Annotated in this window: 20 protein-coding genes and 9 pseudogenes; 21 read left to right on the top strand and 8 right to left on the bottom strand. The window is 68.3% G+C overall.

Annotation, left to right across the window (positions count from 1 at the left end; all coding sequences use genetic code 11):
* The 3 genes and pseudogenes from IE272_RS38825 to IE272_RS23650 all read left to right on the top strand — a co-directional run.
* A pseudogene (locus IE272_RS38825) lies at positions 1-230 on the top strand (hypothetical protein); the annotation flags it as partial.
* A 76-nt stretch (positions 231-306) separates the two neighbouring features.
* Positions 307-762 (top strand): hypothetical protein, encoded by a 456-nt coding sequence (locus IE272_RS23655; protein WP_050361435.1) that lies wholly within the window; start codon positions 307-309, stop codon positions 760-762.
* A 138-nt stretch (positions 763-900) separates the two neighbouring features.
* The gene (locus IE272_RS23650; protein ID WP_107085801.1) at positions 901-1,191 is read left to right on the top strand and encodes a hypothetical protein; all 291 of its coding nucleotides are present in this window, start codon (positions 901-903) and stop codon (positions 1,189-1,191) included.
* A gap of 37 nt (positions 1,192-1,228) precedes the next feature.
* Here IE272_RS23650 and IE272_RS23645 read toward each other — a convergent pair whose 3' ends face one another.
* Entirely contained in the window at positions 1,229-1,756 is a 528-nt protein-coding gene (locus IE272_RS23645) for an SUKH-4 family immunity protein (RefSeq protein ID WP_493657535.1), read from the bottom strand.
* A gap of 887 nt (positions 1,757-2,643) precedes the next feature.
* Here IE272_RS23645 and IE272_RS23640 point away from each other — a divergent pair.
* Positions 2,644-3,307, top strand: a pseudogene (locus IE272_RS23640) (HNH endonuclease family protein).
* A gap of 116 nt (positions 3,308-3,423) precedes the next feature.
* Here the strand turns inward: IE272_RS23640 and IE272_RS39345 are convergent.
* The 4 genes and pseudogenes from IE272_RS39345 to IE272_RS39340 all read right to left on the bottom strand — a co-directional run.
* A pseudogene (locus IE272_RS39345) lies at positions 3,424-3,519 on the bottom strand (IS5/IS1182 family transposase); the annotation flags it as partial.
* Positions 3,520-3,559: 40 nt separating this feature from the next.
* A complete protein-coding gene (locus IE272_RS23635) occupies positions 3,560-4,654 on the bottom strand; it encodes a hypothetical protein (protein WP_159392646.1) in 1,095 nt (364 codons plus the stop codon).
* Between the two features lie 813 nt (positions 4,655-5,467).
* Complete coding sequence (locus IE272_RS23630; RefSeq protein WP_229897490.1) at positions 5,468-5,941, bottom strand: hypothetical protein; 474 nt, start codon at positions 5,939-5,941, stop codon at positions 5,468-5,470.
* Positions 5,942-5,977: 36 nt separating this feature from the next.
* Positions 5,978-6,124: pseudogene (locus tag IE272_RS39340) on the bottom strand (HNH endonuclease); the annotation flags it as partial.
* Positions 6,125-6,579: 455 nt separating this feature from the next.
* Here IE272_RS39340 and IE272_RS23625 point away from each other — a divergent pair.
* The 3 genes from IE272_RS23625 to IE272_RS23615 all read left to right on the top strand — a co-directional run bounded on the left by IE272_RS23625 (position 6,580) and on the right by IE272_RS23615 (position 9,044).
* On the top strand, positions 6,580-7,380 hold the full coding sequence (locus IE272_RS23625) for an alpha/beta fold hydrolase (protein WP_050361431.1): 801 nt from the start codon (positions 6,580-6,582) through the stop codon (positions 7,378-7,380).
* Positions 7,377-8,660 (top strand): PP2C family protein-serine/threonine phosphatase, encoded by a 1,284-nt coding sequence (locus tag IE272_RS23620; RefSeq protein ID WP_050361430.1) that lies wholly within the window; start codon positions 7,377-7,379, stop codon positions 8,658-8,660. Before IE272_RS23625 ends, IE272_RS23620 begins: the two co-directional genes overlap by 4 nt.
* A gap of 150 nt (positions 8,661-8,810) precedes the next feature.
* On the top strand, positions 8,811-9,044 hold the full coding sequence (locus tag IE272_RS23615) for a hypothetical protein (protein ID WP_050362180.1): 234 nt from the start codon (positions 8,811-8,813) through the stop codon (positions 9,042-9,044).
* Between the two features lie 131 nt (positions 9,045-9,175).
* On the opposite strand, the pseudogene IE272_RS23605 reads toward IE272_RS23615, so the two are convergent.
* Positions 9,176-9,547 (bottom strand): annotated as a pseudogene (locus IE272_RS23605) (transposase); the annotation flags it as partial.
* A 273-nt stretch (positions 9,548-9,820) separates the two neighbouring features.
* Here IE272_RS23605 and IE272_RS23600 point away from each other — a divergent pair.
* The 7 genes and pseudogenes from IE272_RS23600 to IE272_RS23570 all read left to right on the top strand — a co-directional run.
* Positions 9,821-10,204, top strand: a pseudogene (locus tag IE272_RS23600) (HNH endonuclease); the annotation flags it as partial.
* A gap of 120 nt (positions 10,205-10,324) precedes the next feature.
* Positions 10,325-10,651: a hypothetical protein gene (locus tag IE272_RS23595; RefSeq protein ID WP_190007841.1), complete on the top strand. Its 327-nt coding sequence runs from the start codon at positions 10,325-10,327 to the stop codon at positions 10,649-10,651.
* A gap of 15 nt (positions 10,652-10,666) precedes the next feature.
* Positions 10,667-10,954, top strand: a pseudogene (locus IE272_RS23590) (HNH endonuclease); the annotation flags it as partial.
* 98 nt (positions 10,955-11,052) lie between these two features.
* Positions 11,053-11,627: pseudogene (locus IE272_RS23585) on the top strand (isochorismatase family protein).
* A 192-nt stretch (positions 11,628-11,819) separates the two neighbouring features.
* The gene (uvrA, locus tag IE272_RS23580) at positions 11,820-14,291 is read left to right on the top strand and encodes an excinuclease ABC subunit UvrA (RefSeq protein WP_229897488.1); all 2,472 of its coding nucleotides are present in this window, start codon (positions 11,820-11,822) and stop codon (positions 14,289-14,291) included.
* A gap of 215 nt (positions 14,292-14,506) precedes the next feature.
* Positions 14,507-15,193: pseudogene (locus tag IE272_RS23575) on the top strand (alcohol dehydrogenase catalytic domain-containing protein); the annotation flags it as partial.
* Entirely contained in the window at positions 15,108-15,695 is a 588-nt protein-coding gene (locus IE272_RS23570) for a hypothetical protein (protein ID WP_190007864.1), read from the top strand. The pseudogene IE272_RS23575 and the gene IE272_RS23570, both read left to right, overlap by 86 nt.
* 69 nt (positions 15,696-15,764) lie before the next feature.
* Here IE272_RS23570 and IE272_RS23565 read toward each other — a convergent pair whose 3' ends face one another.
* Both IE272_RS23565 and IE272_RS23560 read right to left on the bottom strand, forming a co-directional pair.
* Entirely contained in the window at positions 15,765-16,172 is a 408-nt protein-coding gene (locus IE272_RS23565; RefSeq protein WP_179890876.1) for a hypothetical protein, read from the bottom strand.
* Between the two features lie 645 nt (positions 16,173-16,817).
* Positions 16,818-17,219: an ATP-binding protein gene (locus IE272_RS23560; protein WP_050361427.1), complete on the bottom strand. Its 402-nt coding sequence runs from the start codon at positions 17,217-17,219 to the stop codon at positions 16,818-16,820.
* Between the two features lie 802 nt (positions 17,220-18,021).
* Here IE272_RS23560 and IE272_RS23555 point away from each other — a divergent pair.
* The 7 genes from IE272_RS23555 (at position 18,022) to IE272_RS23525 (ending at position 22,610) form a co-directional block, all read left to right on the top strand.
* Entirely contained in the window at positions 18,022-18,336 is a 315-nt protein-coding gene (locus IE272_RS23555; RefSeq protein ID WP_050361426.1) for a helix-turn-helix domain-containing protein, read from the top strand.
* A 139-nt stretch (positions 18,337-18,475) separates the two neighbouring features.
* On the top strand, positions 18,476-18,823 hold the full coding sequence (locus tag IE272_RS23550; RefSeq protein WP_050361425.1) for a hypothetical protein: 348 nt from the start codon (positions 18,476-18,478) through the stop codon (positions 18,821-18,823).
* 96 nt (positions 18,824-18,919) lie between these two features.
* Complete coding sequence (locus IE272_RS23545; RefSeq protein WP_190007839.1) at positions 18,920-19,195, top strand: hypothetical protein; 276 nt, start codon at positions 18,920-18,922, stop codon at positions 19,193-19,195.
* A 573-nt stretch (positions 19,196-19,768) separates the two neighbouring features.
* Positions 19,769-19,972 carry a cold-shock protein gene (locus IE272_RS23540; protein WP_032793602.1) on the top strand — a complete coding sequence of 68 codons (204 nt, stop codon included), beginning with the start codon at positions 19,769-19,771 and terminating at the stop codon, positions 19,970-19,972.
* Between the two features lie 311 nt (positions 19,973-20,283).
* Positions 20,284-21,792, top strand: coding sequence for a DEAD/DEAH box helicase (locus tag IE272_RS23535; protein ID WP_190007837.1), 1,509 nt, complete (start codon positions 20,284-20,286; stop codon positions 21,790-21,792).
* Between the two features lie 46 nt (positions 21,793-21,838).
* Positions 21,839-22,243, top strand: coding sequence for a CBS domain-containing protein (locus IE272_RS23530; protein WP_190007835.1), 405 nt, complete (start codon positions 21,839-21,841; stop codon positions 22,241-22,243).
* Positions 22,244-22,298: 55 nt separating this feature from the next.
* Positions 22,299-22,610, top strand: coding sequence for an SCO5918 family protein (locus IE272_RS23525; RefSeq protein ID WP_050361422.1), 312 nt, complete (start codon positions 22,299-22,301; stop codon positions 22,608-22,610).
* Positions 22,611-22,761 lie beyond the last annotated feature (151 nt).

Here is a 22,761-nt window from a genome sequence, read left to right as displayed (position 1 = left end):
GGGAACGGGAGGACTCGCACAGCCCGTCGTGGATCAGTTGGGCCGAACTGGAAGGGGCGGACTGGGGCAGCACGGGATCATTCGGAGGTCCGTCCGGGCCCGAAAGACTCCTCACCCGACGCCAGGTGGTGCGTGATGAGGAGTGGGGTGACGTGTGGTCGGTGATGGCCGTGCTCGCCAAGCGGCACGGGGCCGAAAACGTCCGTCTGGTGGTCTGGTTCGACAACTAGGCCGAGCAGATCCCGCCAGGGCACCCCAGTCCGAATCCTGTTGCCCTGGCGTCCGCCGGGCGGGCACGCTTCGCGCATGCGATTCCCCGCCGAGGCCCGCCGCGACGTCCACGTCCGCTACACCCGGCCCAGCTGCATGGGCGGCTTCGCGGTGTTCACCGTGGACTTCGAGCCGCTCCCGGACGGACGGCTCGGCTTCGAGTTCGTCAACCCGCTCGGCCCCGACGACATCGACGCCGAATGCGCGCAGGAGGTGAACAACGGGATACTGCTGTGGCTGATCGGAGCAGGACCGCAGAACGTCTACTTCGACCGCCCGCTGCTCCCCACGGCGAAGGAGCTCGCTGCGGGAGTACCCGTCCGCCCGGACGTCGGACCGGGGCTCATCGCCCTGCGCGCGGTGCTCCGGCACTCACGTCTGAACCCCATCGACTCCCTGCCCTGGACCCATACGCGCGCCGGGTGGCGAGCCGCGGACAAGACCTGGCGGGGCGAGGAGGCGGCCGGTGATCCGATGGACCTCGCACCGTAGAGCCGTGCGATCGCCCCCAACGAAGTCGCTCCGGCCCACGACGACCTCACCATCGCGCACCGCGCGGTGCGCCCTCCGGGGCCCCATGCGTTGGTCATGGTCCCAGGCCAGTAGTCGCACTGGCTGGAGAAGCTCCAGATGACGGACCTCAGCCGTGCTGACGATCCGGCGGTCTGGGCACCGATCCATCGGATCGCCGGAACGCTCGACAAGGCACTTCCTGAGCTGTTCGCATCCGACTATGACCAGCAGCTTGAGGCCGCTCGCCAGCGGCTTCGGCCGGAGGTGACCGAGCGGTCCGGACTCCTCACCATCGCGAAGAGGGCACTCGGCCGCCTTCGGGGTCCACGCGCGCCACGCTGGCAGGCCCGCGCGCTACCCGACCCATACGCGGACAACACCACCACCCTCGTAGCGCGCATCGGCTGAAGCTTCGTCCTGGAGACAGCGCCCCAATGACGCGCTGCTACCAGATGCCGTGCTCCAGTTCTTCCAGTGAGAGGTTCCACTGGGAGTTCTCGTCGGCGAAGGGGGTGGGGTCGAAGGCGCCGACGGTTTCCTTGAAGCGGGCTGAGAGATCTTCGGGGTCCACGCCGTTGTCGTGGTCGATCTCGAGCTTCCGGAACTCGACGAGCGTGTATACCAGGGACTCGACGTCGCGGTGGAGCGGGATGTAGCCGGAGGATCCCTCGGGGCACGCGTAGACCGTCCCCGAGGCGGGGGAGAGGGCGATGAGCGAGGTGAAGAGATAGCCGAGCATCCACCAGGACCGGCTCTCCGCCAGGCATGGCATTCCGTAGTGGTCGAAGCGGCTGCCGAGTGTGACCGCGTTGAACCCGGACGGGTAGGGGTCCTCAACGTCTTCCCTGGACGCGAAAGCCTCGGAGTGCGGAAGGCCCACCAGGCTGAGGAAGTCCGCGGAACGCGGATCGAGTCCCGCGGTAGCGCCCTGAGGAAAGTACACAATGCCAGCCAGCCCGTAGGCATGCACCAACTGGTTCTGAGTAACGGAAAAGTTCGTGCGGATCGTCGACTCCCACTCGACGCTCTCGATTTCATCAATTTCGCGACGAGGCTCTGAATTCTGCCGCATCCGGGGTGGGAGCCGGTTAAATCCGACACCCACGCAGATCATCAAGGAGGTGACCGACAAGAACCTCACGGGCAATACGGAGCCGCCGAGCCCGCTCCTCACGAGAGCCAGAGGGCACCGGCCCGCCCAGCTCCACCCGCTCCTCCTCCCGGGCAACCCGCTTCAACCACACTGCAATCTCAACAGAATTACTCATCCGCCCAGTCTCCCACTCGACCCGGCCCTATGTAGCCCGCCCGCTGGCAACCGATCCGGATCCGGTGCTGTCCGGGCCAGTTGACAGCCCCGGCCGCCGGTGCCGCAGCGCTGCGCCAGCGCCGCTCGTCTCGCCGGGTGCCAGGCCGCGCTGCCCCGCCGGCCGCCCGGATCGGACCCGCGGGCCAAGAACACCCCCACGACCCAGCCGGGCACCGAAGCGCACCCCCTCGGGGCACTGGTGGCCCTATGACACACCGTGCGGCCTTCCGCCGACCCGTCTCGCGACGTCGCGCCACCGTCCTCATGCCGAAGGATCCCGTTCACCTGCGGTATGGAGAGCGAGTACAAGCGAGCCTGCTGCTGCGATTGCAGCGGATGCCGGAGTCCTTCGACCGTCCCGGCACCCGTGGTTCCTCCACCCCCGCCCGCCCCGCCCCCGCCCCCGGTTCCGGAGTCGGTTGCCGCGTCGCGGAGGTGGGGCGGTCGAGCAGGGGAGCGGAAGCGTTCCTGCGGTGAACCTTCTCCCCCGCGCGGGTGACGGTGGGGCTCTGGGCTTCGCGGCGGGCGGGCGCGGGCGGTAGAACGCGTTGGTGATCAAGAACTTCGTACGTTTCAGCGCACTTTCCCTCGCCCTTGTGTCCCTTTTCTCCGCTCCCGCCGTTCAGGCCGCTCCAGCGGCGGAGGTGACGACGCTGGCCGACGCGGTCGGTCTGGTGCAGGTCACCGAAGAGGACCGCACCGGCTACACCCGCTCGTCCTTCAAGCACTGGAACTCCGGTGAGAACGCGACCGACGGGTGCAACACCAGGGCCGAGGTCCTCATCGCCGAAGCGGTCGTCGCACCGACCGTGGGGGCCGGCTGCAAGCTGACCGGCGGCACCTGGATCTCCTATTACGACGGCCAGGAGGTCACCAGCGCCGGGGCACTGGACATCGACCACATGGTGCCGCTCGCCGAATCCTGGGACTCCGGTGCCTCCGGCTGGACCGCGGAGCGGCGGGAGGCGTACGCGAACGACCAAGGCGCGCACGTCTCGCTCGTCGCCGTCACGTTCCAACCGGCAGAAGTCCGACCAGGACCCGGCCGACTGGATGCCGCCGTCCCCGGACGCCCAGTGCCGGTACATCGCGGAATGGGTGTCGACCAAGCTCCGCTGGCAGCTCACCGCGGACGACCGCGAGCTCGAAGCGCTGAAGGTCTACGCCGACGGCCCGTGCGAGGACACCATCGTCCGCTACACCCCGGCCGCCTGACCCGCCCGCACACGGGAACGCCCGCTCCGCCGGGCCGCCCTTCGGGGCGGCGGAGCGGGCGCTCCCGCCCGGCACCGCAGATGCCGGGCGGGATTGTCAGTCCCCGCTCGTACCGGCTCCCGTACTGCCTTCACCAACTTCTCGAACCGGCCCATGCGCAAGCCGGTGAACGTCTCCACCCACAACGGCTCAGCCCGCAACACCCCACCCATACAAGAGGAATGCCCTATCCCAGACGTTCTGCAACAACCTTTAGTTGCCGCGCTCCTCGAACCAAGCCTGCGCGCCCGGGTTGAGCCGTGCGCGCGGTCCGGGCTTCGGGTCGTGGTAGGCCGCGTACGCCTCCGCGAACCACTCGTCCGGTGTGGAGAACTGGTAGTTGGACACGGCGTGCCGTTCCCGTTCGGCCCGCAGGTAGCTGACCCACTGCCCGTAGTGGTCGACGTGGTACGTCCGGTTCCCGATCGCAAGCGTGTTCCCGCCGCCGTTCGTGAGTGTCCACGGCTGCGCGAGGGCGAGCCGTCCGAACTCGACGACGCGGTCGAGCCGGGTCTTGAACTGATCCTCCTGGTCGGGGAAGCCCGCGGCGAGGTCCGTCAGCCGTTCCGGGGTGCCGCGGGCCACCTCCGGATCCAGCGCCACCGCGACCGAATCGATGAGAGGCATGTGATAGCGGTCCGCGACGTCCAGTTGGCCGTCGAGCCCCACCTCGGTCAGGATCGCCATCGCTACCGGACGAGAGCTGCCGTAGGCCTCCCAGCCTCCGAAGCGGGGTTCATGCTTCAGGTTCTCCGCCCAGCCCGCCTGCTTGTCGACGGAGTGGCCGATTTCGTGCCGCAGCGTCCACTTCACCAGGTTGCCGTTGGCCAGCACATCCGAAGTGCCACCCATGACCTGTCGTTTCTCCCCGGCGATGCCCAGAGCCTCGTCCTCGCTGATCCCCTCGTAGTCGGCCATTGCACCCTTGTCCATCAGGGAACGCTGCCAGGGCACGGCCCGGTTCAGTTCCGTGTAGAGCCAGGAGGGCATGCCGAACGGGCTGACCATGGTGATGCTCCGGTCTTTCCCGTCGTACAGGCTGGCCGCGCTCTCCGTGTCGGCGCCGGCGGGCTGGATCGCCAGCAACTCCGGGTTCTCCCTGACATCCTGGGTCGGCAGGCTGCCCAGGACCCCGTCAATCCGGTTGAGCATGGAGTGGCTGAAGTGATCGTTCGGCCGGTCTTCCGGCGGCCCGATGCGGATTCCGTACCTGGCACTGAGCTCCGTCTCGCGCTGGGCGGCTCCGGTATTCGCCACCAGCCCGCCGAGTCCGTACCCGCCGGTGTTCCTGTTCGCCATCTGGATCACGACGGCGTTCCCTACGGTCCGCTGCAACGCCATTGCCTGCGTCAGCCGTTCATCGCGCCGCTCCGTCCGCACCCGCGGAACGGCGCGCGCCCCGTCCGTCCTCGCTTCCCGCCGTGCGTGCATGGTTCTCCTGCCTCGGACGGTCCAACGTCCCTCTCCCAGCATTCACCGTGTGCGGAGTACCCCGGAAGAGACGGGAGGGCAGACCCGGGGGCAGTCGAGGGCAGGTCCTGAAAGGAATCCTCCGCTGTCCACCCAGGTGGCGTCCTCGCCGTTTCCACGCTCGACGTGTACGGGGATCTGGCCCGCACACGACGGGGAGGGATACGTTCCGACGCGCCGGATGCGGCCTCTGCGCTGTGCCGACGCGTCCGCGACCGCACCAGGTGTGGATCGAGAAGGATGGGACGGAGGTCGCGGTCGCGAGTCTGAGGACCGACCGGCGGGCCAGACAGCCGGATTCTCGTTCGAGGAGGATCGGCGGGCGATACACCCTAGGCTCGACCAGAGGCGACAGAGAACCCAAGGGGGCAGGATGTACTGGTAGTGCGCGAAGTGCGGACGGGCTGTCATACCCGCTGGAGAAGAGTCCATAACCGAAGCCACCCGCCATCACTCACGTGAAGTCGTCCACTAGTGGGCTGGCGTCCGGCGCGTTCTCCCCAACGGCAGAACTCAACAGTGACTCACGCCTTCCGAACGCGCAGACCGGGCCGACAGGGCCCGTACCTCCCGCGTCCGCGCCCCGTTGGGCGGTCAGACAGAGCCGAGGCCGGTCACCTCCACGCGTCGAACGCGAGCTCTGAAGAAGCGCTACGAAGTGCCATCGTCCGTGGCCTGAGACTGACGCCACTCTTCGAGCGCCGGCTTCACCAGGGCGCCGAGCAGATCTCCCACCCACAGCCCCCTCGCGTACGCCATGTGCTTTAGGGCCTCGCGATCCGGGTTGGGCAACGTTATGAACGTCAGACAGGACTCCCGCTGAGTATGTCCGCAACACAGGACGCGCGTGCAGGCGTGGTCCGACTGCCTGCCCTCTGGTGACTCCCACGGCGGGTATAGGTAGCCCTTCAGCTTCTCTGCGCACCGCTCAACTTCCCCATGCTTCTCGCTGCGAAGTCGCGGCGTCCTCATGTCTCCGTAGTGGTGTTCGAACCACACGCGCCGGGCTGCATCCTGTATCTCGCGCTGCACCTGGGCTATGCGCTCCTTGATTCCTTCGACGACATGAAGCGGAAGGGCGTTGCGAGCGAAGCCGGCCTTCGGGTGAGCGTGATGCATCTTCATGTCGAACGCCCATGTGGCCGCGCTTTTCTTGTGTTTCCAGCCGTTGCATCGATCGCAGGCGGGGACAAGGTTCCACCAGATATCCCGCCCCGTCTCGCTCGCAAGCGGTGCCTCATGCTCCAGAGTCTGAGATGGCCGCTCATCGCAGTACACGCAGCGACCGCCGCGGGCGGTTAGGACCATGAGCCAGACCCAAAGCGGTTGATTCCCTCGGTCCCTGCTTAGCGTCTCCTGCCCGGTCACTGTCGTATCCGCTCCCTTTTCGCAAAGTCGGACAACATCGTATGGAGCGGCACTGACAGTCCGGTGTCGCCGAGCGCTCAGGCGTATGGCCGGAACTGCGTAGAAGGGCGGCTGCGCCGCCCTCAAGCCGTCAGACGGAAGCTGTGCAGTCGACGTCGACGTGCCAGCAGGACCGTCGAACGCACCATCAACCGCTTCAAGGGCTTCCGGGCCGTCGCCGGGGCGGGTGCGGACTTCGATCTGGGAATCCACGCCTCGGAGGGGCATCGCACGGGTACGTAGGTATGCATTCGCGCGACACCGCCTGCCTGCCACCGGAATCGTGATCCGCGCTGGTGGGAGGCGGCCGCCCAGCAGACCAGGCCGAGAGGTGCGAAGGGTGTCAGGATGTCCGTGTGGACGTGCGCAAGAGAAATCGGGTACGGGTGTCAGGCCGGGCGGGCGGCCCGGTGGTGATGCTCGCCCACGGGTTCGGCTGCGATCAGAATCTCTGGCGTCTTGTCGCGCCCGCGCTGGAGGTGCGCTTCCAGGTGGTCCTGTTCGATCATGTGGGGGCGGGGCGTTCCGATACGTCGGCCTGGAGCCCCGAGCGGTACTCCACCCTGGACGGTTATGCGCAGGATGTCGTCGGCATCTGCGAGGAACTCGGTCTCGGGCCCCTGACCTTCGTCGGGCATTCGGTCAGTTCCATGATCGGTGTGCTGGCCGCCGTGCAGGAGCCTGCACTCTTCGAGAAACTGGTCCTCCTCACCCCCTCGCCGTCGTACATCGACGACGGCGACTACCGGGGCGGATTCAGCGAGCAGGACATCGACGAACTGCTCGAGTCACTGGACAGCAACTATCTGGGCTGGTCGGCAACCATGGCACCGGTCATCATGGGAAATCCGGAGCGCCCCGAACTGGGAGAGGAGCTGACCAACAGCTTCTGCCGAACGGACCCCAAGATCGCCCGGGTCTTCGCGAGAGCCACCTTCCTGTCCGACAACCGGGCGGATCTCCCCAAGGTGACCGTTCCGACGCTCATCGCTGAGAGCGCGCGCGACACGATCGCCCCGCGTGAGGTGGGCGCTTTCGTCCACGCGCAGATTCCCGGCAGCGAGCTGGTCACTCTGGACTCGACGGGCCACTGCCCCCAGCTGAGCGCCCCCGAGGAGACCGCCGAGGCGATCATCGCCTTCGTACAGGAGTCGTGACCGTGCACCCGGGCGGCGACAGGACCGACGGATCGCGGCCGGCGGAGGACCGCGACCAGGGTTTCCCGGTGCCCTCCGCCCTGTTGGAGGAAAACGCGGAGGATCTGTACGAGAACGCGCCGTGTGGCTACCTCTCCACACTGATGGACGGGCGGATCGCCAAGGTCAACGGAACGCTCCTGAAATGGCTGGGTCACCGTCGCGAGGAGCTGGTGGGCCACAAATACTTCTCCGACCTGCTGACCATCGGCGGCCGGCTTTACCACGAGACGCACTTCGCACCGCTGCTGCGGATTCAGGGCGAGGTCAACGGAGTCGCCCTGGAACTCAAGGCCACGGATGGCACTCGGCTTCCCGTCCTGGTCACCTCCACCGTCAAGCGGGACGAAGACGGCGAACCGCTGCTGATCCGCACCACCCTCCTTGATGCGCGGGACAGGCGTACCTACGAGCGTGAACTCCTCCGGGCCCGACAGGAGGCCGAGCGCGACCGCGAACGCCTGCAACGCCTCGCCACCACCCTCCAGCGCACCCTGATCCCGCCGGCCATCCAACCGGTTCCGGGCCTGGAAGCCGCCGCGCACTACCACTTCGCATCCACCGACGAGGTGGGCGGGGACTTCTACGATCTGTTCCCCCTCGCACCCGGAACCTGGGGGTTCTTCATGGGGGACGTGCGCGGCAAGGGTGCCGACGCGGCCGTGGTGACGTCGTTGGCGCGCTACACCCTGCGAGCCGCGGCAGTCTCCGATCCCGTACCGGTCAAGGTTCTGGCCAACCTCAACACCGCCCTCAACCACCAGGTCCAGGAGGACGAGCCCTTCTTCTGCACCGTGATCTTCGGCCTGCTGACAGCCGAGGAGAACGACGTCGGATTCCATGTCGCCCTGGCCGGCGGCGGCCACCCTCCCGCCGTGCTGCTCCAGGCCGACGGGAACGCCGGCTACCTGCCCACCCCCGGCGGCCAGCTGGTCGGGGTCGTACCGGACGCGCAGTTCACCACCGCCACCCTGGACCTGCGTCCCGGTGACACCCTGCTGCTCTACACCGACGGCCTGACCGAGGCCCGCACCGGGAACCGGGGCGAACGCTACGGCGACGAAGCATTCCTGGACTTCGCGCGGTCCCTCGCACCCACCACGGCGCCCGGTGCCGTCAGGGCGCTCACCGCATTGCTGGACTCGTTCGGCGAGGGACTCGACGACGACACCGCGCTCCTGGCGATGAGCGTGCCCCCGGGCGAGCGGCTGGGGAGGCCGACCGGCGCGAAGCATTCCTGAGAGGCGGTGATCTGTCTTGCAGGCAGAGGCCTAGGAGCCCTCAAGATTTTCCTCCGCCGCCAAGTCCGCGGGCAGGAGGGCCGGGGGCCCCTATGTCTTTGGTCAAGGTCGGAGGCCAGTAGGTTCGGGTGGTCGAGGGTGGGGCCGAGCATGGGCGATAGTCAGATCACGATCGAGCTCACGGCTGATGAGGCGCTGGTGCTGTCTCATTGGCTGGAGAAGCTCCAGATGACGGACCTCAGTCGTGTTGTCGACGATCCGGCGGTCTGGGCGCCGATCCATCGGATCGCCGGGACGTTGGACAAGGCACTGCCCGAGCTGTTCGCGCCCGATTACGACCGGCGGCTTGAGGCGGCTCGTCAGCGGTTGCGGCCGGAGGACTGACCGACCGGTTTGACCTCCTCATCTGGCGGTGGCGGGTTGAGGTTCGTAGAAGGTTCCGTCGCGGAGCATGGCGAAGAGGACGTCGGCCCGGCGTCGGGCGAGGCAGAGCAGAGCCTGGGTGTGGTGCTTGCCCTGGCTGATTTGAACTGGTGGGGCCAGTCGAGGGTCCGCTCGGCGACCCACGGGGTCTTCCCTAGGCCGGAACCGTGGGCGGTGCCTTTGCGGGCGATCTTCGGCGTGATGCCTCGAGCTCTGAGAAGTCGGCGGGACTTGTCGTAGTCGTAGCCGGGGTCGGCGAACACGCGCTTCGGCCGTCGGCGAGGCCGCCCACGAGTCCCCCGGATCTGCGGTATCGCGTCGAGCAGGGGCATGAGCTGGGTGATGTCGTGGCGATTTCCGCTGGTCAAGGAGACAGCCAGCTGTGTTCCGTGCCGGTCGGTGATCAGATGGTGCTTGCTGCCTGGGTGAGCCCGGTCGACCGGCGAAGGTCCCGTGACGGCCGAGCGCGTGGTCGTCGGGCTCAGCCCGATCCAGGCCGTGACAGCCGGAGGGCTGGATAGGGGTCGAGGCAGTCCGTGCCGTATGGGTGCGCGGGACAGGTCCGTACGGCCGGACCCTGGTGCCGGTGACTGGCCCTGCTCCCGGTACCGGGTCCCGTGCCTGCGGCCTGAGTGTGCGCCTGCCGGAGCGCTTCTGCGGTGAACCTCTTCCCCCGGGCGGGTGAGCACGGGGGAAGAGGTTCACCGGGGGTGACGTGCGGCCGGTAGAACGCCGTGGTGATCAAGAACCTGGTGCGCGGCTTCGGCGCACTCTCCCTTGCCCTTGTTCCCCTTCTCTCCGTTCCCGCCGCGCAGGCCGCGCCGACGGCGGAGGTGACGACGTTGGCCGACGCGGTCGGCCTGGTGCAGGCGACCGAGGAGAATCGCACCGGCTACACCCGCAGCTCTTTCAAGCACTGGAACTCGGGCGACGACAAGGCCGACGGGTGCAGCACCCGTAACGAAGTCCTCCTGGCCGAGGCTGTCGTGGCGCCGACGGTGGAGGCCGGCTGCAAGCTGACCGGCGGCAGCTGGGTCTCGTATTACGACGGCCAGGAGGTCACCAGCGCTGGCTCGTTGGACATCGACCACATGGTGCCGCTCGCCGAGGCCTGGGACTCCAAGTAGGCGGAGTTGCTTCGGGTGCATCAATGTGGGGCCAGCCGGGCACGGTCCTGACCTGGTCGAAGACCTGCGGGCAGTAGCTCGTACAGGTGACGCCGAGGCGTCTGGCCTCGTGTGATGGACAGTAAACGCCACGATGTTGCATCAAGTGCAACCGTGGGGGTGGCCGTGCGGACTATCGATGTGCCGGGTGCGATTCAGCTGGTCGTGCCAGGAAATGTGTGGGCGTTGGACCCGGGCCCGGCGATGTTTGGGCCGATGCTGCGAGGCTGGGAGCAACAGCAACAGATCCGGCTGCTGGCCAGGAAGACGATCGACGCCCTCGCCACGTCGGTGCGCAGCGACAGCCCGGACGACACCACCGATGCAACCCGGGTCGATGAGACCGCAGCCGCTGAGCCCGACGACCCATGGGCAGCCCCGAGTACCGCACCTCTGGAATGACGCTCCCCGCCAGTCGGAGCCTCCGCCTGGACCCCGGCGCGGCGGGAGGCGTACGCGAACGACCAGGGGGCGCACGTCTCGCTCGTCGCGGTGACGGCCCGCTCCAACCGGCAGAAGAGCGACCAGGACCCGGCCGACTGGATGCCGCCGTCCCCGGACGCCCAGTGCCGGTACGTCGCGGAATGGGTGTCGACCAAGCTCCGCTGGCAGCTCACCGCGGACGACCGTGAGCTGGAGGCGCTGAAGGTCTACGCCGACGGCCCGTGCGAGGACACCATCGTCCGCTACACCCCTGCCCCGTAGCTGTGCCCTGTTCCGGGGTGCCTGCGCCCGGTGGCTGCGGCACCCCGGAACGCGTCTCCCATCTCTCTTGTGATCCGTCGTGCTGAAGGGTGTGTGTGATGAGCCGAGGCCTGATCGTCGTGGACGTGCAGAACTACTTCTGCGAGGGAGGCAGCGTCCCTGTCGCGGGCGGCGCTCGGGTCGCCACACTGATCGCCGGGCTGGTGGAACTGACCGCAGGCACCGACTACCAATACGTCGTCGCGACCAGGGACCACCACATCGACCCGGGAAGCTACTTTTCTGAGACCCCCGACTACAAAGACAGTTTCCCCGTCCACTGCGTGGCGGGAGGCGAGGGAGGCGAGTTCCACCCCCACTTCGCCCCGACCGCCGCCGGCGGCAAGGTCGACGCCGTCTTCTTCAAGGAGCCCACAGCGCTTCCAAGAGCGGCTTCGAAGGCGCCGACGACCAGGGCACGCCCCTGGCGGACTGGCTGCGCGCCCGCGGGGTGGAGAACGTCGACGTCGTCGGCATCGCCACCGACCACTGCGTGCGGGCGACCGCGCTGGACGCGCTCAAGGCCGGACTCCGCGCCCGCGTCCTGCTGGACTACTCCGTCGGCGTAGCCCCTGAGACGACAGCGTCGACCCTGAAGGACTTCCGCCAAGCAGGCGTCGCCGTCTCCGGCTGAACGACCTGGCCGGAGCCATGGAAAAACGGGCCCCGCCAGCCGGACGGTACAACCTGAAGACAGCCCAGCAAGGCCCCAGTCAGTGGCAGAGCCACGACCGCCGGAAACCCGCTACGAGTATCAATGTCAGTGGTCGCTCATGGTGAGCGAGGTGCCTGTCGCGCGGTTTCCGGCGCGATCAGGTACTCAGGAATGGTGAACGAGGACGCGACCGACCCCTTTGTGCATGTCCGGGGTGCGAGTGAGAACAACCTGCGGGACATCGATGTCGACGTTCCGCGGGACGCGATGGTCGCCTTCACGGGCGTCTCCGGTTCCGGCAAGTCCTCGCTCGCGTTCGGCACGCTCTACGCCGAGGCGCAGCGGCGCTACTTCGAGTCCGTGGCACCCTACGCCCGACGGCTGTTGCAACAGGTCGGTGCACCGCACGTGCAGGAAATCACCGGACTGCCACCGGCGGTGGCCCTGCAGCAGCGACGCGGGGCGCCCAGTTCGCGCTCGACGGTCGGCACGATCACCACGCTGTCCAACCTGCTGCGCATGCTGTACTCCCGCGCCGGCACCTATCCGCCCCGGGCCGCACGGCTGGAAGCCGAGTCGTTCTCACCCAACACCGCGGTCGGCGCATGCCCGCAATGCCACGGGCTGGGAGTCGTCCACGACGTCGCCGAGGACCTGCTCGTCCCGGACCCCTCACTGAGCATCCGCGACGGGGCGATCGCCGCCTGGCCGGGCGCCTGGCAGGGCGCCAACCTGCGCAGCGTTGTCCATGGCCTGGGGATCGACATCGACCGACCGTGGCGCGGGCTCAGGAAGAAGGACCGGGACTGGCTGCTGTACACCGATGAGCAGCCCTCCGTGTACATCGAGCCGGAAGAGGACCGCGTCGACTACGGCTACCAGGGCAAGTTCTGGAGCGCCCGCAAGCACGTCATGCATGTCCTTGCCGACTCCAGGAGCGAGAAGATGCGCGAACGGGCGCTCCGGTTCGTCAGGAGCGTGCCCTGCCCTGAGTGTCACGGCAGCGGACTGCGGCCCGAGGCGCTCGCTGTGACCTTCGCCGGACGTTCCATCGCCGAAATCAACGCGATGCCGCTCGCCGAGGTCGCTGCGCTGCTGCGGCCCGTCACGGGGCGGTCCGAGGCCGACGCCACCACGTCGACGGCCCGATCCGGCGAGACGACCGAGGCCGCGGTCCGGATCTGCAGCGATCTGGTTGCGCGGATCGACGTACTGCTCGACCTGGGCCTGGGATATCTCAGCCTCGGGCGCCGCTCGACGACTCTGTCGCCCGGCGAGGCGCAGCGCCTGCGGATCGCCACGCAGCTGCGCTCGGGGTTGTTCGGCGTCGTCTATGTCCTCGACGAACCTTCCGCGGGCCTGCACCCGGCTGACGCGGAAACGCTGCTGGACGTACTGGACCGCCTCAAGGCGGCGGGCAATTCGCTGTTCGTCGTGGAGCACGACATGGACGTCGTACGGCGTGCGGACTGGGTGGTCGACATCGGCCCCGGCGCGGGCGAGGGCGGCGGGCGCGTGCTGTACAGCGGCCCCGTCGCCGGTCTTGAGCAGGTGGAGGAGTCGGCCACGAGCCAGTACCTGTTCGGGCGCGCCAAACCCCTCGATCACCGGCCGCGCACACCGCACGGCTGGCTGCACCTGAGCGGCGTCTCCCGCCACAATCTGCACGACGTGTCCGTTGACGTACCGCTGTGCGTACTGACGGCGGTGACGGGCGTGTCCGGTTCCGGAAAATCGACACTGGTCACGCAGGTACTCGCCGAGGTCGTCCGCAGCCACCTCGGCCTCGTACCCGAGGAGCCCGACGAGGCGCAGCTGGAGGTCGACGTCCAGGACGCGTCGGGGGTCGAGGCGTTCGACCGGCTGGTCCGGGTCGACCAACGGCCCATCGGCCGTACTCCCCGGTCCAATCTGGCCACGTACACGGGGATGTTCGACGCGGTGCGCAAGCTGTACGCGGCGACGGATGAGGCCAAGGCGCGCGGCTACTCGGCTGGCCGGTTCTCTTTCAACGTGGCTGAAGGGCGGTGCGAGACCTGTCAGGGCGAAGGATTCGTCGCGGTGGAACTGCTGTTCCTGCCTGGTACCTACGCGCCGTGCCCGACCTGCCAGGGCGCCCGGTACAACGCCGAAACGCTGGAAGTCACCTACCGTGGCAAGAACATCGCGGAAGTCCTGGGGATGTCCGTCGACGCCGCCGCCAAGTTCCTGTCCGCCGTCCCGGCTGCCTCCCGCAGTCTGGAGACGTTGCGCGAGGTAGGACTGGGGTACCTGCGGCTGGGGCAGCCCGCGACGGAGCTCAGCGGTGGTGAGGCGCAACGCATCAAACTGGCCACCGAGCTGCAGCGAGCCCGCCGCGGCCACGCGCTCTACCTCCTCGACGAACCCACGGCGGGGCTGCACCCCTCGGACATCGCACTGCTGCTGCGACAGCTGCACCGCCTCGTCGACGCGGGCAACACGGTCGTCCTCGTCGAGCACGACCTGGACACGATCGTCACCGCCGACTGGGTCATCGACCTCGGGCCGGGCGGCGGCGACGCTGGCGGGCGAGTGGTCGCCGCGGGCCCGCCGGCCAAGGTGGCGAAGGCCCGCCGCAGCGCCACCGCGCGCTACCTCGCGGCCAGGCTCGCGCGTTCCTGACCGAAGGTGCCGGGACAAGCAGCCCTTTGCGGCTCGTCGGGCGTTTCGCCACGCTGTCAGGCCGGTGACACACTGCATTGCATGAGCCCGGCGCGGACCGGCGTCGATGAGCGGCCGCAGCGGGTGCCCTGGAGAAGTGAGCGGATCACCCGCGCCCCGCCGCCGGGGACGGTGTCTCGGGGCCGTGGCCGAGTGGTCGGGAAGCGTGGCTCGACATGAAGGCAGTGGTGTACAACGGCCCGCACGACGTCAGCGTCAGCGAGGTCCCCGATGCCCGGATCGAACATCCCAACGACATCATCGTCCGGATCACCTCCACGAACATCTGCGCCTCGGACCTGCACATGTACGAGGGACGTACGCCCTTCGAGCAGGGGCGCAGCCTCGGGCACGAGAACATGGGCGAGGTGGTGGAAGTCGGCTCCGGGGTCAGCAAGGTGAAGGTGGGAGAGTACGTAGGCCTGCCCTTCAACATCGCGTGCGGATTCTGCAAGCAGTGCGAGCGGGGGCTGACGAACTACTGCCTCACCATGCAGCCGGAACCTGCCATGGCGGGAGCGGCGTACGGCTTCGCCGAGATGAGGCCGTACGCAGGTGGCCAGGCGGAGTACCTGCGCGTTCCGTTCGGTGACTTCAATGCGCTCCGGCTCGGTGAGGACGCGGCCGAGCGGCAGAAGGACTACGTGATGCTCGCGGACATCTTCCCGACGGGCTACCACGCCACGCAGATGGCCGGGGTGAAGCCGGGCGACCAGACCGTGGTCTTCGGGGCGGGGCTGGTCGGCCTGATGGCCGCGTACTCCGCTGTGCTCAAGGGTGCGGGCCGGGCCCGGCGAGAAGGCCCGCCACGGTCTGGGGTGGCAGGCAGCGCAGGACACCCGCCCCGAGAAGAAAACCCCGCGCCCACTGGAGCAACTGCTCGTCCGGTGGCGGTCCTCCGCGCACGTGAAGTTCGGCAAGCAGATGATCGACGGGCTCCTGCACTGCTGCCGGGCGGTCGGGGCAGCGATCCGGGCGCGGGTGGATCCGCACGTCGACACCGTGCTGTCCGCGGTCGTCTTCACCGTCCGCAGGAACTTCGCCCGCCGCCATGTCCTGGCCGAGGCCCGCCGGCATCTGCTGGAGACCCTGCGCGGCCAGGAGTTCACCCGCGGCCTGGACGACTACATCGCAGGCCGCGCCCTGGCCGACCACACCCGTCAGTCCACCGTTCCCCAGCCCGGCCGGCCGACCCCGACTGCCGACCAGCTCTTCTACACCGCTGACTTCGCCGCACCCGACCGGTGGTGGATCGCCGGAACCGACCGCAAACCGCCCCGGGAGTCGTCCCGGTACGAGCGGGCCCGGGTCGCCAGCCTCGTCGTACGCAACGCGATCCGCGCCGCCCGTACACCGCCCACCTAGCAGGACGACGCCCCGGCCGCGACGACGTCGCCCGCCGCGCACACCGACGATCAGTTCCACGACCCGGCGTCAGACCCGCCGCACGCCGTCGACCACCCCGGCCGGGAAGCCGCCCTCACACCGGCGCAGCGGGCGGCCGCCGTCCACGCCCACCAGCATGCCGCGATGCCCGAGGAGTATCTTGAGGGCCGTACGACCGACCCGGCGACGTGGCTGCGAACACCGGAGAACCTGGAGCGCCTCGCTGCCATCACCCGCGCGGCCAACGCCCGCCGCGCCATCGAGGACGGACAGACCCCGGCCGCCGACCCGGCCATACCGGTCGACCGGCACCGCCAGGAGCACGAGCAGCAGCACCAGCAGCCCGGCCAGGACCAAGGCCAGGGCTTCCAGCCGGGACAGCCAGCCCGCACGGGCCCGCCGGGCGGGACGAGCGTCGAAGTCACCGGCCCAGGCACCGGGACGCGACCGGTCCACTCATTGCCGAGATCACCGAGGGGCAGCGAGGGTGCGGGGGACCGCTCCCTTCGAGCACGGAGGCCTCATCGTTGCCCCGACGCTGCCGCACCTGTCACCCGCGCAGCATGAGCGCCTGGAGCAGCTCGCCGACGCGGCTCGGCTGCGCACGGCGCTGTACCCGATGTCGAAGATGTCACCCGTCCGACGCCGCTCCCGCTCACGGCAGTACCCCGCAGGCCGGGCGAGCTGGCGCCGCACCGGGCGCGGCCGCCGCCGTGGATGAGCGGCCACGAGGACTTCGCCATCCACTCGATGCGCTCAGGCAGTGTCCGAGGCGGTGGCACCGAGTGGAGTGGAGCCCATCGGGGGTCACCACCCGGAGAGTGGACAGATCAGGCGGTTAAGGGGTGGTCAAGGGGCGAAACGGACACGCCCACTCGGTGGGAAACTCTGCTCCGGTGGCCAGCCGGGGCGGATGGCTCGCTTCCCTCCGGCGACCCGCTCGGACATGCCTCGGCTGCCGCCCCTACTTGTGATCCTCACGCTGGGTCGGACAACCCGCATCTTCATCAGCCCACCGCCCCCGTCCCTCCGTAGGGCCTACTCGGGGAGCCCTTGGCCCACCACCGCAGCGCCCCCACTCCAGCCACGGGCGTCGGAGTGCTATCGGGCGAGGAAGGCGCTGACGGTCTTGCCGCCGGCGGGCCGGTGGATGACCGCGGTGGTGCGGGCGAGGTGGGTGACCATGCGCCAGCCGAAGCCGCCGGTGGCACCGGTCAGGTCGGGGGTGCGCGTGTGCGGGACGTGTGGGCTGGGGTCGTCGACGGCCACTTCGATGAGGTCGGGGTGGGCGGTCAGGCGGAGGGTGTAGGTGCCGCCACCGTGGCGCAGGGCGTTGGTGACGAGTTCGGAGACGACCAGGATCACGGTGTCGGCCGTATCGGGGGCGGCGGCCGGCTCCGGGAGGGCTTCGAGGAAGCTCCGGGCCTTCTCCCGCGCATCGGCGACAGTGGTCGTGGGGCGGAGGGCGGTGGCGTCGACGTGCATCGTGTTCGTCGGGTTCATCCTGGTCTCCTCTGCTCGTCCCAATCTGGTCCTGCCCAGGTTGTCCCCTGTGCCCCGCCCCGCCCTTCTTAGTCCACAGGGCCTGACTACCTCTCTGTTGAGCCACGGAAAATCTGTGTTGGCCACAGTAGACATTCGGCGGGGGCGTGGTTATGGTTTCTCTCGTAGCCGAGATCAGCAGGGCCCGGCAGAGATGAACTGGCGGGCAGCAGTACACGCAGTTGCAGTGCGCAGGACGGTTCGGTGGTGGAGTTCCGGAGCCAGGGTTGTTGCAGGAAGGCGACGGGACTGACGACCGGACCAGGTGGCCCGCGGTGATCAGGGGCCGCCGTGAGAAGTACCGCAGTTCACGCAGTGGCAGTACCCGGCAGTGAAGCAGGAGCAGCACCTCGGTGAAGGCGTCGGCTGCGGACGCGCGCACCGGGAGGTTCGGCAGTGGGGTTCCAAGCCAGAGCAGACGCAGGACAGGCGACGGGGCTGGCTGCCGAAGAGTGACGCTTGTTCAGGTCACCGGCAGTACGCAAGCAGTTGATCAAGAGGGAAGAACGGAGGAGTTGGGCGCCATCAGGATCGCCCGGGTGCAGGACGTGGGCCCGGGTACCGCAGGACATCGATAGTGAGGTGGTCTCCGGTCAAGCAACCGCGATCCCCGCAACCCCCGAACTCTCCCCCTGAGGCGGGCATGCGGAAACACAGAGCCGGCGCAGCCGATCACGGCCGGCCGATGGTGTAGCAGTTCCTTCGGGGCCCTGGTGCCATATGGCACCAGGGCCCCTCCAGTGCGTTCCACAGAGAGGTGCAAATGACAGCAAACGATTCGTTCGGCCGTCTCGATGACGACGACTACCCCGCCTACACCATGGGCCGGGCCGCCGAGATGCTCAACACCACACAAGGGTTCCTCCGCGCGATCGGCGAAGCCCGCCTCATCACACCCCTGCGCTCCGAGGGCGGCCACCGCCGCTACTCCCGCTACCAGCTGCGCATCGCCGCCCGCGCCCGCGAACTCGTCGACGCCGGCACCCCCATCGAGGCAGCCTGCCGCATCGTCATCCTCGAAGACCAGCTCGAAGAAGCCCAGCGCATCAACGCCGAACACCACCGCACCGCCCGGTGAACCCGCCTTCCGCAGCCTGACGGGGAATGCGTCCTGCGAGGTTCGGCGGCCCCGATTGTTCGCCGGACACCGGGGAAGGAGGGCGGTAGGCAACGGGAAGATCCGCAGTGCGGGTCGCCGAAAACGAGGAGAGGGACCGGTGGGAAGAGTGTGGATGTACGCGTCGGACAGCGGGTACGGGGCCCATCAGTCGATGGTGGGTTTCACGGTGGAGGCCGCTGACGGGGTCATCGGGCACGTGGACCGCCAGCAGGACCAGCCCGGAATGCAGCACCTCGTCGTCGACACCGGCGTGTGGAAATTCGGCAGAAGCGTCCTGATCCCAGCCGGCTCCGTCACCTCCATCGACACCGAGGAGCAGAAGGTGGAGGTCGCACTGTCCCGGGAGGAAATCAAATCCGCTCCCCGCTTCACCACGGACAGCGAGACGGCCGACCCCAACTACCTGTCCGAGGTCGGCGGCTACTACCTGTCCCTGCGTACCTGAGAGGATCTCCGGGCGCCATTCTCTGCCAGCGGCGCAACGCCAAGGTAACCCCCGGTATCTCCGCGCTTGTCGCGCGAAGCTGGGAAGGTGAGACACATGGACAGGGATGACAAGTTGCCGCAGGGCCGGATCTACGGACAGGACCAGGACCACTCCCGGCCGGGTCCGGTACCGGGCCGGGACTACGCTGATCTGGTCGGTGGCCCGCTGGACGGAATGCTCCTCGACATCACCGGCTGGACCGCGCAGGAGCTCCAGACCGGCGCTGCGCTGATGACCGAGGCCGGGCAGTACGGTGCCGGAGGCCGCGCTCGGTATGGTCCGCGCTCTGGTGAACGGAACCGGTGGGACTGGGCCGGAGATACGCCATGAAGCGCTGCCAGACGTTTTGTCCTGGCCGGTGAAGTGCCGGTCTGCCACAGAGCCCGCAGGATCCCGTGCCCGGCAGAAAACCCCTGTGCTCCACTGACCTTGGAACCCGCAGGCGGTCGGTGAAATTGGTGAGGTCTTGGTCAGGGCCGTAGCTCGAATCGTGAGGTCTCGATGGCGAACGCTGTCCCACGTGGCCGATGGGCCGGGCTGCCGGGATGGGGAGTACCTTCAGGCTTCCTCCGCGGTGAAGGGCGACCCCTGCTCCTGCGACGCTGTGCTCCGGGCAGATCAATATCTATCACCACGGGATGAGGGTTCAACGCGTCGCGCCGGGAGTGTTTTTACTGCGGCGAAGAGTGCGGAATCATTCACCATACTCGGACCATTACAGCGTGCTACTGTCGATCTCAGTTGCAGTTGTGGTTCCCAAAACTCCAAGCTTCACTGCGGGTTTTTTTGCCAGGTGAGCTTCGCTGTATTTCCGGTCGTTCTCCGGACGGGGCGTCATCGCAGCGACCCGGTATCTGTGCATCACGGGTACCGGCGTACTGCCCCCTCTGAAGGAGATACGACATGGCGTCAGGCACTGTGAAGTGGTTCAACGCGGCCAAGGGTTTCGGCTTCATCGAGCAGGACGGTGGCGGCGCTGACGTGTTCGCCCACTTCTCGAACATCGCCGCCCAGGGCATCCGTGAACTTACCGAAGGCCAGAAGGTCACATTCGAACTCGCACCGAGCCAGAAAGGCCCGACGGCCGAGAACATCGTGCCCGCCTGACACGTACCTCGTGAGGTCCGCGCCCTCTTGGGTGTCGGGCTCCGGAGACAGGCACTGCCCACAGTGGTTCCACCCTCACGTCCTTCCGCGCATACATTTCTGTGCTGGACCTTCTGGGCTGCGCCGATTCGGCGTGTGCCAGGTCCCAGGTCAGACAGTGTCACCCATTTCTTGTTCACGCTCCCCGCTTTGGGGTCAGCCGTGGACCAGATCTACTTTTCGTATTCTTCTCGGCCCGTTCTTGTGATTCCCCGCGCTGTCATTCTGCTGCGGGAATTCCTTGATACGTGCCGTATCAAGGAAGGTTCTGAATGAACCCCACACGTACGAGCAACCGTTCTTCCCGCGCCCGCAGCCGTGCCGCCGACTCGGCCCGGGGCGGTAGCCGCTTCAGTTCGACCGCTTCGACCCGTTCCGCTGCCCCGGCACGTTCGGGCCGTCCGGCCAGCCACGGGCGGCGCCCCGCCGCGGTCCAGGGCGAGTTCGCTCTGCCGGTCACGCTCACTCCCGCGCTGCCCGCCGTCGAGACGTTCGCCGACCTCGACATGCCGGGGCAGCTGCTGGCGGCTCTGACCGCCCAGGGGGTGAGCGTTCCGTTCCCGATCCAGGGGGCGACCTTGCCCAACACGCTCGCGGGCCGCGACGCCCTGGGACGTGGACGTACCGGCTCGGGCAAGACCCTCGCTTTCGGCCTAGCTCTGCTGGCCCGCACCGCCGGTCAGCGTGCCGAGCCCCGCCAGCCGCTGGCCCTGGTTCTCGTGCCCACGCGTGAGCTGGCCCAGCAGGTGACCGACGCCCTGGCCCCCTACGCCCGTTCAGTGAGGCTGCGCATGGCCACCGTCCTCGGCGGCATGCCGATCGGGAGGCAGGCCAACGCACTGCGCGGCGGAGCCGAGGTCGTCGTGGCGACGCCGGGCCGGCTCAAGGACCTCATCGACCGGGGCGACTGCCAGCTGAACCAGGTCGCGATCACCGTCCTGGACGAGGCCGACCAGATGGCCGACATGGGCTTCATGCCCCAGGTCACCGAGCTTCTGGACCAGGTCCGCCCCGAGGGCCAGCGGATGCTGTTCTCCGCCACCCTGGACCGCAACGTCGACCGCCTGGTCCGCCGCTACCTCACCGACCCGGTCGTCCACTCCGTCGACCCCTCCGCCGGCGCGGTCACCACGATGGAGCACCACGTGCTCCACGTCCACGGCACGGACAAGAACCGTACGACCACCGAGATCGCGGCCCGCGAGGGCCGGGTGATCATGTTCCTGGACACCAAGCGGGCCGTGGACAAGCTCACCGACCACCTGCTGGCCAGCGGGGTGAGGGCGGCGGCTCTGCACGGAGGGAAGGCGCAGTCGCAGCGCACCCGGACCCTGACCCAGTTCAAGACCGGGCACGTCACCGTGCTCGTGGCCACGAACGTCGCCGCACGCGGTATCCACGTCGACAACCTCGACCTCGTCGTCAACGTCGACCCGCCGACCGACCACAAGGACTACCTCCACCGCGGCGGACGCACCGCCCGGGCAGGGGAGTCCGGCAGTGTCGTCACCCTCGTTACCCCCAGCCAGCGCCGCGACATGACCCGCCTCATGACCGCCGCCGGCATCGTGCCCCAGACCACCCAGGTCCGCTCCGGCGAAGAGGCGCTCGGCCGGATCACCGGCGCCCAGGCCCCCTCCGGCATTCCCGTGACGATCACCGCGCCGGTGCCCGCGCGGCGTGAGCGCAGCCGCAGCGCATCTTCCCGCGGCCGGCGCAGCCCCGCCTCGGCAGCCCGGCGCGTGAGCGCACATCAGTCCTCCTTCGACGCGGCGGCCTGAGAACACCATGATCCGGAAACTCACCCGCCACTGCAGGAGGCACCTTTTGACGCTCGTTCAGATGCAGCCCAGCACGACGCATGCCGCTGCCGTAGGCAGGACGGTGGCCGACGCCATGAACACCGCCGGGCCGCAGGTCTGTGACGACATGACCGTCGAGGTGGCCCTGTCCGTCATGGCCAGGGCCCATACCGGGCATCTGCTTGTCTGCGACGACAGCGGCCTGTGTACCGGACTGGTCACCCACGCCCAGCTTGCAGCAGTTCGTGACGGCTCCTCGTACTCGGACAGGGTCCGGCTGCGGGACATCCTCGGCGACCGCGGACCGTTCACCTCGCCGGTCACCACCATGGCCGAAGCCGGGCACATGATGCGCCACAACGACGTCGACGCCCTGCCCGTGGTCGACGAACACGGCAGTGCCCTGGGCGTCTTCGCCCTCGCCCGCTGAACCGTCCCACCCACGGCAGAACCACTCACTCTTCGTCCCTCTCCTGTGAGGCATCATGCGCTGTGTCATCGCCCGCTTCCCGTTCGACCTGACCAGGAGCGGCGTCCTGGAATCGATGAAGGGCATCAAGCCCGAGCACGCCTCCGGCGAGTCCGTGATCATCGGCCGACGTACCTATCCCGTCAAACAGGTCGGACAGGTCATCACACGCCAGGACCGCCGCGACTTCAGCGCCGGCGAAGTCCTGCGGGCCATGACCCAGCTCGGCTTCACCTGCCGCGACCTGCCCCCGGCACCCGCGCCCACCCGAGCACTCAACCCGCTACAGCAGGCTTCCGCGATGCTTGGCGCCCCTGTGGCTGCCTGAGCGACGGGCAGGCGCGAGCCGTCAGGCAAGCAGAGATGAGGGTCCGGCCGGAGCATCCGGTCGGACCCCACCGCTTACGGGCCCCCTACCGTGCCCTGCAGAATCCGCGCCACGTGAAAGTACAGGTGCGTGGGTGGCACAGCGGCTGGCT

This window comes from Streptomyces anulatus, assembly GCF_014650675.1.
Classification (GTDB): domain Bacteria; phylum Actinomycetota; class Actinomycetes; order Streptomycetales; family Streptomycetaceae; genus Streptomyces; species Streptomyces anulatus.
This window is presented reverse-complemented; position numbering and strand designations above follow the sequence as displayed.